The following is a 13206-nucleotide window of genomic DNA, read 5'->3' as shown; positions in this document are numbered from 1 at the left end:
GCCTAAATGTGGCTGATTATATCGTCATTATGTTAAGTATTTATCTTGTAGCTTTTTCGCTAACATTGCACTCATCATTGCTCTGAGCGCCGCAGGTTTTACTAATTTTCGCATAAAACCAACATCAGCTGCTTTAGTTTTTTCTTCTATATCTTCATCGGTGGTAGCCGTGATCAATATCGCTGGCAGATATTGATTCGATTGTTCTCTTAACGCTTGTATCAAATCAAGGCCGTTATGATCGTCGTCAAGCTGGTAATCTACCAATAAAATTTCAGTATCATTATAGTGCTCGGCAAACAGGATTTTTGCTTCTTGATAAGATGCCGCCGCCAATACATTACATTGCCAAGCATTTAATAATTCAACCATGCCACTAAGCACATCATGATCATTATCAATACACATCACAGTAATACCACTAAAGCCGACATTAATTTGCGGTTTCTCTATCACTGGTTGAACATTTATTGCGGCCTTGTTTAGCCCTACAGTGAAACTACAACCCTGTGAAAGTTTAGAGGTTAGTCCGAGCTGATGCCCCAAAATATTTGCCAAACTTTGGGTAATATTTAACCCCAAACCTAACCCTCTACTGCTTCCAGATGTTTGTGGTGTATTCAATTGTGTAAACTGTTCAAATACTATGTTTTGTTTGTCTTCGGGAATTCCCGGGCCATTATCAGCCACTTGAATAATCACCTTTTCGTCATGACACCTTGCTCCTAACAATACTTTACCAGGACTCGCATAGCGAAAAGCATTACCGACTAAATTTTGTAAAATTCGCCGCAGCATATGTTTATCTGAAAGCACCCACAACGAGGTTGACGCAACGCGAAAATCCACCGATAACTCTTGTGCTGATGCGGAAAACTCTTGGCTTAAATCGTTAAATAACGGTTGCAAAGGAAACGCTTCAAAGTGTGCTTTAATGTTGCCACTTTCAATACGGGCAATTTCACTTAAATCAGCCAAAAGGTCATTCGCCACTTTCAATGAGTGATCAATGTTTTTCACTTGTCGCTGCTGTACTTCATTTAAGTTATCTTGACTAGCAAGTGCCGAAGTAAAAAGTCTAGCAGCTTCGAGAGGCTGCATTAAATCATGGCTACAAGCCTTTAAATATAAGCTTTTTTTAATGTGAGCTTGCTCTGCTTTTTCTCGTGCAAATTCTAACGCTTCATTGGCTTGTTCTAACTTTTGTGTTCGTTCTTGTACAACAGTTTCTAAGTCAAAATTTTCAGCTTTAAGCATTTGCTCTGCATGTCGATAAGCCGTGATATCTGAGAACATCATCACAAAACCACCATCTGGCAACGGATTTCCTTCAATACGGATAACCTGACCATTATCTTGCTCTCGCTCTGAACTATGGGAACTACCAGATCGTAAATAAGCTATTCGTTTATTCACTTGCTGCTCTATGTTACCTTCGCCAACTAAGCCTCGTGAAATGTTATAGCGAATGAGTTTTTCGATTTTAACCCCTGCATAGATCAGTTCTTTCGGGTATTTAAAAATATCGAGGTATTTTTTATTCCACGCGACAAGCTTTAAATCTCGATCAACAATAGAAATACCCTCACTGGCATTTTCGATCGCACTTTGTAATAAATGCTGAATTTGCTGTTGCTTTTGGTTAGATGCATCTTCCACCAAGACAGCTAGCTCATCTAATGCAATATCTCGCCCGTCTAAAGCTGAAGAGATCACTAACTGTGCAGACGAAGAACCCATCACACTTGCTAGGGTGTTTTCAGTATATTGCAATAATCGCTGATTATAGACAGCCAAGCCTAATGCTCTTTTATTATGCTGTTGGTTAAATTGCGCAAAACTGTCAGCGGCTTTATTTATACCAACAAAACGCGAAACAAGTAATTCAAGTTCATGACTATTAATTTTACGACTTTTACGCGAAGTTGCTTGCATATCAGGTAGTTGCCATTCAAGAAACACAGAGGCTTGAACTCGTTCTTGAACACTTTGCCGGCTCATTATAGATAACGCCCACATCACCAGTACATTCACCCCTAAACTCAATAAATTTGCGCTGCTTTTAGAGGGTAATAAACCATCAGTGATCGGTGATTGATAAAAGCCAAATTGGGGTAAAAAGTTTAACGATAACCACAAAGTAAAGCCCACTAATATTCCGCCATATACGCCTGTTAGACTCGCTCTTCGCCAGTAAAAAGCGGCAATTAATGCTGGGGTTAGTTGGGCAAATGCACCAAAAGCAATTTCTCCTAATGAACTTAATGTATCGGGCGAAGCGAGTAAAAAAACACCATAGCCAAGCAAAATCACCATCAACACTAATAACTTACGAATTTTCAGTAATCGTTGTCTGAAATTATCGTAATCTGTGTGGCGCGTATTACTTGAACGGAACAACATGGGAAAGACAATCTCATTGCTTAACATGGTACTTAATGCAATGGAAGAAATAATAACCATAGAGCTAGCCGCAGATATTGCACCTAAAAAAGCCACTAAGGTTAACCAGGTTTGTTCTTGTGTCCAGGGTAAGAAAAGCACATAAGTATCAGCGGGAACTGAGTCCCCTAATAATAAATCACCAGCGAGGCCAAGTGGTGCAGCAAATAACGCAAAGACTAATAAATAAAGCGGAAAAACGCGACGACTTAACCACGTGTCTTTTTCATCTTTAAGCTCAACAACCATCACTTGGAATTGTCGTGGAAGCGACAAAAAAGCTGCCATAACAATGATCAACATGGCTGACATAGACAGCAAATTCGGAGTATTAAAGTTTTGATATAGCTGTATATTAGCGCCAGATTGATGCCAAATTTCACTTGGAGAATCAAATAATACGAAGCTGACAAATAATCCAACGGCTAAAAAGGCAATAAGCTTAACTAAACTTTCAAAAGCAATGGCAAGCACAACCCCTGGGTGCCGTTCAGTAACGTCAATATTCCTAATACCGAACATGACGGTAAAACCCGCAAGTACTAAACTAACAATCAAGCCAAAACCCCAGGTACTTACAACATTAGTGGCTTGCAATTGTTGAAACGAATACACAATTGCTTTCAATTGAAGGGCGATATACGGCATAGTGCCAATGAGTGCAACTAAGGTAACTATGATCGCTAAATTATGTGACTTACCGAACCTTGACGCGAGTAGATCAGCTATTGATGTTAAGTTTAATTTTAAACTAATTCGGATAATGCGCTGAATAAAAGGCCAAAAAAATAAAAAAATTATTATTGGCCCTAAATAGATAGGAATATGCGATAAAAAATTACTTGATGCCTGGCCGGTCGTTCCTAAAAAACTCCATGAGGTGCAGTAAACACCAAGAGAAAGCGCATAAATATACTTCTGCGCCTGCTTTGCTAGTCGATGGCGATACTTATCGCCTAAATAGGCAATAATAAACAACAACCCAATATAACTAATACTGATCAGGGTTAACTGCCAATTAGGAAACATAAAACCGCTCAAAAAAACTATGAATAAGCTAAGTTTCCAAATATTGAGCACAAAAGCAATTAGATTTTGGTCTAATTGCTAAATAGGCTTTGTTTTACAAGAAATTACCCATATAAAGCACCGTAAGTATTCTGTTCATAACGGCCACTGAGCGCAACAAGTAATTCAAATACTTTGCATTAGCGACTTTGCTGTTGTCGCAATATATTGTTCAAACGCTGCGTTTATTGCTACTTCCTGCTCAAAAACAGGGAAATAGAAATTACCTAAAAATATCATGTCAAAATATCCAGCAGTTAACGCAAATGGCTTAACAAAGCAATCAGGCGCGGTTGCTTCAGCGCCCGTTGAAATAACAGCGTTATACTTATTTTTTAACGCTCTTCCCATCAACTTCTTAACAGTTAACAGATCTGTTAACCGATCAAAAAACACCTTCATTTGCCCTGACATCGCATACCAATAAACAGGGCTTGCATACACAATTAAATCATATTGAAGCACCTGTTCAACCAAGGTGAGAAAGTCATCGTCTTGGTTTTGATGCTGATAATCATAATACGATAATTGATAATGAGTGAGGTCGATAATATCAGCAGATAACACAGAAGCTAATGCATCAGCACTTTTTGTTGTATTACCATTTTTTCGCGAGGTTGCCACAATAATAACGGTCTTCATACATTCAATTCCTGACTATGTTTTTGTGATTCTTGATACTTATTTCGCTCTTGAGGAATATCACTTGTATATTCAACAAACTCTACTTCGAAGCCGTTGGGATCGATAAAATACGCATTTTTTCGCTGAGTTAATACTTCACCACTACTTGTACGCTCAAAACCTGCGGTTTCAAGGCGAGTAATCAGTGCCTGCAAGTTATTTGTCACAAAGGCAAAATGCGCTAATCCGACAGTAGCTCCCTGCAAGTTTCTATTCTCACCCGTGCCTCCATCATTAAAAGTTAAATATTGGTAATCATCACCAAAATGAAGCCATTGCCTCTTTTTACCGTACCAAGTTTGCGTATCACGTCCACGTATATGCCAGTGGGGAAACGCTGCTTGGTAAAATGTCAGCGTTTCAGGGATATCTTTTACCACGAGATTGATATGTTCTAAATGCACGATTACACCTCCCTTATTGCGTTATTTGTTCATCATTGTGTGATTAAACAGTGCTAAATAATTAGTTAAAAAAACCGATAACGGCTTTCGCTCATGGGGGGTTAAAAGTACTGGATTAGGTATATTCATGTTGTTCACTCCTGTTTTTATTATGAATAAATCGAAGCTTAAAACCTCAAGTTATATTGAGGTAAAGGTTTTTTTTGCTTATAGTGAAAAAAACTTAGGAGCACCATTATGCAAGACGCACATTTATCTGTCGGACGTGTCGCCAAACGAGCTGGGGTTAACGTATCAACCTTACATTTTTACGAAGCTAAGGGCCTGATCAGAAGTTGGCGCAATACTGGCAATCAACGACGTTACAAGCCCGATGTATTAAGACGAATTTCGGTGATCAAAGCAGCTCAAAAAATGGGTGTTAGCCTTGAGGAAATAAAACAAGCATTTGCCTCACTGCCCAATAATCGCACGCCTACTACGCAAGACTGGCAAGTACTCGCGAGCCAGTGGCAGCAAGCCTTAACGATGCGTATTAGTTACATGAAAAGGCTTAAAGACAGTTTAACGGGGTGTATTGGTTGCGGGTGTTTATCAATGAACAGCTGTCCGTTATATAATCCAGAAGACACCTTAGGAGATATAGGCTCTGGCCCTGTTATTTTAGATAAAAAATAACAGGCAATTGCATATCGTTATTTAAAACTTATTTTACCGTTTGGCTATAAAATTCAGCGATATATTTGCCGCCTTTAATTTCGCCAATAAAGCGTAATTTTAATTTGTCACCTTTGTTAGGTATTAACTCGCCTAAATTGGTTTCACGTTTCCAGTAATAAGGTGTGTCTTTCATCCCTAATTGATAGCCAGTTGGATTATTAGCGTTATCCACCGTAAAGAGTGTTGCTGTATCAAGTGGAAACGTAGAATTAACCGTAGTAATCCCGTTTTCATGCATAACGTTGATTTCAAACTCGCCTGATTGCAACACACATTTTTGATTTATCACATCACAATGACCAAAAGGCTGCATATTATATAAACGTAGATCACTCGCTTGATCTTCTAAATACAGGTCTGATAATACATAACCACCTAGAATAAGAAATGGGGCCAGTAAAATGGCAAGTTTGGTGTGACGGTTCATCCAATCATCCTATCTTTTTTATAATACTTGGGTTAGCAAACAATACACTTTATTACTCAGTAATATTATTTGTTAAACCAAATATTCTATCATTTTCGCGGAAAAGAAAAGCTTCTACCCTTACAAGTAGAAGCTTTTGATTAATGCGCGAGCATTTAATTAATGGTCATGCGCCGCAGCCACTTCACCATGTGGTGTGCGGAAGTTTGTTACTAAGTCTTGAATTTCTTGTGGTGCAGGAGCACTCAACTTAAGAATAACAAAAGCGACAGTGAAGTTAATCAATGCCCCAACAGCACCGAAAGCTTCTGGTGAAATACCCATAAACCAATTTGGATCCATGTCGCCTAAAAACTCAGTGCCTTTAACAAACATAATGCCTTTATGTTGGAATACATACAGTAACGTTGCACCAATACCTGAACACATGCCCCAGATAGCAGCTTTACTATTCATCGTTTTAGAGAAAATCCCCATCATTAATGCTGGGAAGATACTCGATGCTGCTAAACCAAAAGCAAGAGCAACGGTACCGGCGGCAAATCCAGGCGGATTGAGCCCCAAATAACCTGACAACAATATCGACAGTGTCATGACTATTCGTCCGGTTAATAGCTCATTCTTCTCCGACATATCAGGCGTAAGTATCCCTTTCATTAAATCATGGGATATAGAGGAAGATATTGCTAAGAGTAGACCTGCGGCGGTAGATAATGCTGCGGCTAAGCCACCGGCAGCTACCAATGCAATCACCCAATTAGGTAAATTTGCAATCGCTGGATTGGCTAATACCATAATGTCACGGTCAACTTTTACCATTTCATTTGTATCAGCATCAGCAACATATTGTACTTTACCGTCACCATTTTTATCTTCAAACTTTAATAAACCCGTTTTTTCCCAATCTTTAAACCATTGCGGACGTTCAGCATATTCAAGGTTTTGACCCGCCACTGGTTCAATAGTATTCATCAAATTCAACCTTGCCATTGCACCTACCGCAGGGGCAACTGTATAGAGCAACGCGATAAATACTAAGGCATAACCTGCTGATGAACGTGCAGCTTTTACCGATGGGACAGTAAAAAAGCGCATAATCACGTGAGGTAAACCCGCAGTACCGATCATTAGTGATAACGTATAAGCAAACATATTAACCGAATTACCTAATACTCCCGTGGTATACTCTTTAAATCCTAAGTCGGTCACCACCATATCAAGTTTATCAAGTAAATAAACACCGCTACCATCAGCTAACGTTGAACCTAAACCAAGTTGTGGAATTGGATTACCTGTTAACTGTAAGGAAATGAAGATTGCCGGAATAGTGTATGCCATGATCAATACACAGTATTGAGCTATTTGCGTATAAGTGATCCCTTTCATGCCACCTAAAACAGAGTAAACAAACACGACCCCCATACCGATGTATAACCCGTGGTCGTAATCAACTTCTAAGAAGCGCGAGAAGGCAACGCCAACACCTTTCATTTGACCAATGATGTAGGTCATTGAAGCAATAATCAAACAGACAATCGCCACAATTCTAGCAGTACGAGAATAATAACGGTCACCAATAAACTCTGGCACCGTAAACTTACCATGTTTGCGCATATAAGGTGCTAAACACATAGCGAGTAAAACGTAGCCGCCTGTCCACCCCATTAGGAATACAGAGCCCCCGTAACCTAAAAAGGCGATCAGGCCAGCCATCGAAATGAAAGACGCTGCACTCATCCAGTCGGCACCAATCGCCATACCGTTTTGTAGCGGTGTTACTCCGCCGCCAGCCGCGTAAAAGTCGCTAGTTGAGCCCGCTCGTGCCCACCATGCAATGAAGAAATATAATGCAAAAGTACCGCCTACGGCGATCCACGTATAGAGCCTTAACTCATCCATTACGCGTCCTCCACATTATATTTTTTATCGAGGTCATTCATTTTTTTGGTGTACCAAAAAATAAGACCAACGAATGTATAAATAGAACCTTGCTGTGCAAACCAGAAACCTAGTTTATACCCACCCAGACGAAATTCATTTAGCGGCTCAACTAACAGTAAGCCAAACCCAAATGACACCACGAACCAGATAGCAAGACAGATAAATATTAGGCGAAGATTATCTTGCCAATATGACGCTTTGTCTTCCATTGTTTTCTCCTAGCATTGAGCTTTAAAGCCCATTATTATTGCGCTTTTTTATTATTTCGCGCTTTTAATACCTGTTGTTTTTATCGTTAGTTTTATGATGCTTTAGCTTTTTATAGATTTAAAAAGCACAATAAAACTAAACTAAGATACACACTAACAAGGTTTTTTTTGCCGAGGTATTACACTTTAGTCTAGGGGGTGACGATCTTAGTTGACCGAACACCTAATAATGCACTACAACAGACTAAGATTTTAAATGTTGATTTTATATAAGGAACAAACATGGATAATGAAATAGCCGAAGTTCGTGACTTTATTCAAGCCATTCCTCCATTTGATCAACTACCATTAAACAAAATTCAATCATTAATAAACGCTATTCGAATTTGTTACATCAAACAGCAGCAAACACTTCCACCAAGCCAGTGTGAGCAAAATTCACTTTTCATTATTAGAAAAGGTGCTCTTGCCTATTACAATAAAAATAATGAATTAACTGGAAAATATGGTGAAGGCGATATATGTACTGCTTTTTGCCACACAGAACATAGCGAAGACATTACCGTAGAAACCGAAGAAGATACGCTTGCTTACTGTATTCAATATCAAACACTGCAAGAAATTATTCGCCAATACCCTGCAGTGATTAACTTTTTTCAAGATAGCTCGGCACAAAGATTAAAAAGTAAGATGTCTCAACTAAATGAGGATGCTATTTTAGCATCATCGTTAATGAACACCGATATCAGCCAGTTTTACCATAGTCCAGTTGCCACGATTACTGAAAACAGTTCTATTCAACAAGCCGCTATTGAAATGACAACGTTAGGTTTCTCATGTTTGGTTGTTACTTCCAACGATACTGCTCGCCTGCCAGTTGGTATAGTAACCGATAAAGATTTACGACAACGATGTATTGCAAAAGGGCTAGACTATTCACTGCCCGTGAGTGAAGTAATGACCAAAAACATGCTGACAATTAATGAAGGCAGTCGCGCTTATGATGCGCTTATGTTGATGACAGCAAAGCGCATTCACCATTTGCCTGTTCTTCAGCACAATAAATTGTTAGCCATGGTCACCATTACTGATTTAATGAATCATGAAAGCCAAAATGCGGTTAACTTAACTCACCTTATTCGTAAAGCAAGTTCATTAGAAGAATTAACACAAATTAGTAAATTGTTACCTAAGCTACAAATTAAAATGGCCAAGCTAGGCACCACAGCAGATCATGTAGGTAAAAGCATAAGCGCTATCACTTCTGCTTTTACCATAAGGTTAATAGAACTGGCTGAGCAGCAACTAGGTAAAGCTCCTGTCAGCTTTGCTTGGTTAGCAGCAGGTTCACAAGCTCGAGAAGAGCAATTTGCCCATTCCGATCAAGACAATGCGTTAATTATCAGTAATGACATGAAACCAGAACACGATCAATGGTTTCTCAATTTGGCAACATTTGTTTCAGATGGACTAGCGACCTGTGGCTTTATTTATTGCCCAGGCGACATTATGGCGACCAATCAGCAATGGCGTCAAACTCAGCAAGTTTGGCATGAATATTTCAATAGTTGGGTTAATACTCCTAGCCCTCAAGCGCTACTAAATAGTAGTGTTTTTTTCGACTTAACCACGGTTCACGGCAATGAGGATTTATTAAACGAGGTAAGAACACAACTGCTAACTAAAACGAAGAAAAGCACACTTTTCCTCGCTCATTTATCAAGAAATGCACTGTTAAATAGACCGCCTTTAGGCTTTTTTAGGGACTTTGTATTAATAAAAGATGGAGAAAACAAACAGGTACTGGATTTAAAACATAATGGTATCGCTCCTATTGTTGATTTGGCGCGAATTTACGCGCTTAGCCAAGGCATTTCAGCAACCAATACCATCGAACGTCTTAAACAAACAGCGGGCACACCTGCTTTAACAAAGTCTTCTGCGGCAAATTTAATCGACGCTTTTGAATTTTTGTCATTATTACGAATGGAGCATCAAGCTAAAAAGCTTGCAGCTAACTGTCAAGCTGACAATTTTTTAGCGCCAAAAGATATCTCAAAATTAGAGCGAGAGCATTTAAAAGACGCTTTTAAAGTGATTAAAACATTACAAGACGCACGACAGTCGAGTTATTAATTATATGTGGCGACATCAATTTTTATTTAATTGGTTTTTTGGTTTGGAAATAGCACGTAAGAAGGCTTACTTATCTGCACCAGCGGGCCCATTAAAAGACTATCTTTCCGTACCATTTCCGGCTTTGCATACCCCCTTAAGCCAACTCAATTTAATTGCACTTGATTTTGAAACCACAGGGCTTAATGCAGTAAAAGATAAGTTATTAACTGTTGGTCATGTAGAAATCAATAATCAACAAATTTTGCTTGGCAGTGGATATCATCAAATCATCAACACTCAACGTGAATTACTTGCAGACAATGTCGCAATCCATCAAATAACCGATCAACAACAACAACAAGGAAAACCTTTAGCACAGGTTGTTAAACACTTACTTAAAACCCTTGCGGGTAAACCAGTGTTAGTGCATTTCTCTCGCATAGAGAAACAATTTTTACAACGAGCTTGTTTAGAACTTTATGGTATCGCGCCACCATTACCTATAATAGACACCCTGTTGCTCGCTAAAAAACGTTTAGATAAACGTGATGTCGCCTACGACCCATCTGAATTGAGATTAAGTGCGCTACGACAACATTATCAATTACCACGTTATCAAGCACATAATGCACTCAGTGATGCAATCGCCACTGCTGAGCTATTTTTAGTAGAAAGCCAACATCATTACGCTAATGCAACATTAAAAGATTTATTAAGTTAAGTGATTCATCATTAGGGCCTGTTACTTTTACGAGATTAAAATTTGTTCGAACTAAACGCTTAAGCTCAACAGACCCTAATAATTCATTCGAAATATCTTGAATATCACTGCTTAGAAAAATAGATCGTCTATAATTAATGGAAAACATCAAGGAGAGAAAAGGGTTTGAAACATCGTTGGCGAAAAGCCTTTATGGTAATTGCAGCACTAGGATGTGTATTGATACTGCTATTGAAGTACATAGACGATGAAAAAGTAGCTCAACACCAAACCATAGATATCGCAGTTTCTCTTACACCACTATCAGCACCGCTTTATGTAGCGAAGGCTATTAATGCCTTTGATAAACAATGCGTTTCTGTCAATATCATTGATGTGGTCGGTGGTAAACGTGCGTTCGATTTAGTTGAATCAGGACAAGTTAATTATGCCACAACATCTGATTCAGTTATCGCCTTTCAAAGTTTGAATCGTCCACCTATCGTGTCACATGCCATGTTTGTACACTCTGACAACGACATTAAGCTGTTAAGTAAGCACTCTTCACAGGTCGAAAAAATTACGGATTTAGCAGGCAAAAAAGTGGGTTTAACGTTAAAAACAGCCGGTGAATATTTTTTTACCGCCTTGCTCGCACTTGAAGGGTTAACGTATACAGATATCATCATCAAAAATTACTCCCCTGACCATTTACACAACGCACTGGAAACAGGAGAAGTTGATGTCATCGTTTCTTGGGAACCCTACGCCTTTCAAACCATTCAAACCTTGAACGAAAAAATAAAAGTACATCAAACGAAGAATTTAAACTCATTAAGTTTCAATCTAATATCTACTAATACGCAGGCACAAGATGTTGCTACCACACAATGCTTATTAGCAGGACTCATTAAAGCAACTGAATTCATTGCGGTACAACCTAAAAAAGCCAAAGCAATTGTTAAAAATAAACTAAACGTGGATCAAGCTTTTATCGACTGGGTGTGGCGTGACTATATTTTTAAAGTCGGCCTAGACAATTCATTACTCTTAAGTATTGAATCGCAAGCAATGTGGGCATATGAACAACATTTATCTTCACAAAACAACAAAACTTTGATGGCCAATAATCAATATAGGCATTACATTGATACAAGGGCCTTATCAGAAATAAACCCTCGATTAGTTAACGTCTATTTTTAACAGGTAACGCATGACAACAGCATTAATTCAACGTGTTTCTTATTTCGCTTTCGGGTGCTGCTTTGTCTTTTGTATGATTATTTTTAGCGTTTATTTTGCCTATCAAAGTATTACTTTAGCTGCGCAAAGAGAAGCCTTTGCCCAACGTATTGAAAGTCACACGGATGTAATCAAGCAAGTCATTCTGAGTAAGCAATTGTTTGCAAAAGATAACGATATAGATGAGTGGTTACATTACCACAACCAATTACAAAGAATACTCAATACCGCCCCCACGATGACAGCAAAACAACAAGTTATTTTAAACAGTATTAAAAGTCGCAACCTAAACCTAAAAGCATTATTTGAAAAGCAAACGCCAGTGCAATTTAACAACGCCAACAAAATCATGCAGAACCATTTTAACGCGAGATTATTAACCCAACTTGAGTCTATTCGAGCAGACGCCGTTAATTTATCAGCTGATGTTCAAGAAAATATCCGCGACACCCTTGAACATAAATTCATGTTAATCGCGATAGTGCTGTTACTTTCATTGGGTACATTAACATTTACCGCGATAAAGCTTCGACGCATTCTAAAAACCTCCCTGACAGAAGTAGACAGTGCCATTACACATAATGCTACCGATGACTTTCAAAAAATTGAGCTGACATACCCTTCAGAAGAATTTGAAAGCATTGTTCAACATTTTCAAGAAATGAACAAAAAGTTACAAGAAAATAGTGTTTCCATTGATGCCATGCAGCAAATCATCGCTAAAAGAACCGAAGTATTAGAAGAAATGACCCGAACCGATCCACTGACAAAAGTAGCTAACCGACGGGCTATTTATGAACGTGGTGCGTTAGAGTTTTCTCGCAATAATCGTTCTTCTTTACCATTAACCGTTATGCTATTTGATTGTGATTATTTCAAAAAAGTTAATGATCAGTACGGTCATTTTGGCGGTGATCAACTCCTTAAACATCTATGCCACGTTTGCCAATCAGAAATACGTGATATTGACTTCTTAGGTCGTTACGGTGGAGAAGAGTTTGTGATTATGTTACCTAACTGTGATAACAGTGGCGGTATTGAAACAGCAAAACGAATTCAACAACAACTTGCTAGTCAACCATTAGTATTCAAAGGACAAGAAGTTTTTGTTACCTTGAGTATCGGCATATGTTCCTTAACGTCAGATCATAAAAGCTTTGAACAATTGGTCAATGATGCTGATCAAGCCATGTATCGCGCTAAAAATAATGGTCGAAACCGCATTGAAGTGTGTGCAGCCTAAAAAGCTTT

At 38.7% G+C, this 13206-nt stretch carries 11 protein-coding genes; 5 read left to right on the top strand and 6 right to left on the bottom strand.

The window, feature by feature from the left end:
• Positions 1-27: 27 nt before the first annotated feature.
• From Q4489_RS03330 to Q4489_RS03320, 3 genes are all read right to left on the bottom strand, one after another.
• Positions 28-3471 (bottom strand): PAS-domain containing protein, encoded by a 3444-nt coding sequence (locus Q4489_RS03330; protein ID WP_303477071.1) that lies wholly within the window; start codon positions 3469-3471, stop codon positions 28-30.
• Positions 3472-3636: 165 nt separating this feature from the next.
• Entirely contained in the window at positions 3637-4152 is a 516-nt protein-coding gene (locus tag Q4489_RS03325) for a flavodoxin family protein (protein ID WP_303477068.1), read from the bottom strand.
• A complete protein-coding gene (locus tag Q4489_RS03320) occupies positions 4149-4601 on the bottom strand; it encodes a VOC family protein (protein WP_303477374.1) in 453 nt (150 codons plus the stop codon). The genes Q4489_RS03325 and Q4489_RS03320 overlap by 4 nt, the downstream gene beginning before the upstream one ends.
• A gap of 234 nt (positions 4602-4835) precedes the next feature.
• Here Q4489_RS03320 and soxR point away from each other — a divergent pair, with 234 nt between their 5' ends.
• Positions 4836-5276, top strand: a complete 441-nt coding sequence (soxR, locus tag Q4489_RS03315) for a redox-sensitive transcriptional activator SoxR (RefSeq protein WP_303477065.1) — start codon at positions 4836-4838, stop codon at positions 5274-5276.
• A 28-nt stretch (positions 5277-5304) separates the two neighbouring features.
• Here soxR and Q4489_RS03310 read toward each other — a convergent pair whose 3' ends face one another.
• The 3 genes from Q4489_RS03310 to Q4489_RS03300 all read right to left on the bottom strand — a co-directional run bounded on the left by Q4489_RS03310 (position 5305) and on the right by Q4489_RS03300 (position 7895).
• Complete coding sequence (locus Q4489_RS03310; RefSeq protein ID WP_303477063.1) at positions 5305-5745, bottom strand: hypothetical protein; 441 nt, start codon at positions 5743-5745, stop codon at positions 5305-5307.
• A gap of 159 nt (positions 5746-5904) precedes the next feature.
• Complete coding sequence (locus Q4489_RS03305) at positions 5905-7644, bottom strand: sodium:solute symporter family protein (RefSeq protein ID WP_303477060.1); 1740 nt, start codon at positions 7642-7644, stop codon at positions 5905-5907.
• On the bottom strand, positions 7644-7895 hold the full coding sequence (locus Q4489_RS03300) for a DUF4212 domain-containing protein (RefSeq protein ID WP_303477058.1): 252 nt from the start codon (positions 7893-7895) through the stop codon (positions 7644-7646). The genes Q4489_RS03305 and Q4489_RS03300 overlap by 1 nt, the downstream gene beginning before the upstream one ends.
• A 282-nt stretch (positions 7896-8177) precedes the next feature.
• On the opposite strand from Q4489_RS03300, the gene Q4489_RS03295 reads away from it, so the two are divergent.
• The 4 genes from Q4489_RS03295 (at position 8178) to Q4489_RS03280 (ending at position 13198) form a co-directional block, all read left to right on the top strand.
• Positions 8178-10031, top strand: coding sequence for a putative nucleotidyltransferase substrate binding domain-containing protein (locus Q4489_RS03295; protein ID WP_303477055.1), 1854 nt, complete (start codon positions 8178-8180; stop codon positions 10029-10031).
• A 4-nt stretch (positions 10032-10035) separates the two neighbouring features.
• The gene (locus Q4489_RS03290) at positions 10036-10734 is read left to right on the top strand and encodes an exonuclease domain-containing protein (protein ID WP_303477053.1); all 699 of its coding nucleotides are present in this window, start codon (positions 10036-10038) and stop codon (positions 10732-10734) included.
• A gap of 165 nt (positions 10735-10899) precedes the next feature.
• A complete protein-coding gene (locus Q4489_RS03285) occupies positions 10900-11916 on the top strand; it encodes an ABC transporter substrate-binding protein (RefSeq protein ID WP_303477050.1) in 1017 nt (338 codons plus the stop codon).
• A gap of 10 nt (positions 11917-11926) precedes the next feature.
• Positions 11927-13198, top strand: a complete 1272-nt coding sequence (locus Q4489_RS03280) for a GGDEF domain-containing protein (RefSeq protein WP_303477047.1) — start codon at positions 11927-11929, stop codon at positions 13196-13198.
• Positions 13199-13206 lie beyond the last annotated feature (8 nt).

This window comes from Thalassotalea sp. 1_MG-2023 (assembly GCF_030546745.1).
GTDB lineage: Bacteria > Pseudomonadota > Gammaproteobacteria > Enterobacterales > Alteromonadaceae > Thalassotalea_C.
This window is presented reverse-complemented; position numbering and strand designations above follow the sequence as displayed.

Bases quoted from the DNA above. Each gene is read 5' to 3' on its own strand.
- Q4489_RS03280 (WP_303477047.1), top strand. From the start codon at position 11,927: ATGACAACAGCATTAATTCAACGTGTTTCTTATTTCGCTTTCGGGTGC.
- Q4489_RS03325 (WP_303477068.1), bottom strand. From the start codon at position 4,152: ATGAAGACCGTTATTATTGTGGCAACCTCGCGAAAAAATGGTAATACA.
- soxR (WP_303477065.1), top strand. From the start codon at position 4,836: ATGCAAGACGCACATTTATCTGTCGGACGTGTCGCCAAACGAGCTGGG.
- Q4489_RS03305 (WP_303477060.1), bottom strand. From the start codon at position 7,644: ATGGATGAGTTAAGGCTCTATACGTGGATCGCCGTAGGCGGTACTTTT.
- Q4489_RS03300 (WP_303477058.1), bottom strand. From the start codon at position 7,895: ATGGAAGACAAAGCGTCATATTGGCAAGATAATCTTCGCCTAATATTT.
- Q4489_RS03290 (WP_303477053.1), top strand. From the start codon at position 10,036: ATGTGGCGACATCAATTTTTATTTAATTGGTTTTTTGGTTTGGAAATA.
- Q4489_RS03295 (WP_303477055.1), top strand. From the start codon at position 8,178: ATGGATAATGAAATAGCCGAAGTTCGTGACTTTATTCAAGCCATTCCT.
- Q4489_RS03330 (WP_303477071.1), bottom strand. From the start codon at position 3,471: ATGTTTCCTAATTGGCAGTTAACCCTGATCAGTATTAGTTATATTGGG.
- Q4489_RS03310 (WP_303477063.1), bottom strand. From the start codon at position 5,745: ATGAACCGTCACACCAAACTTGCCATTTTACTGGCCCCATTTCTTATT.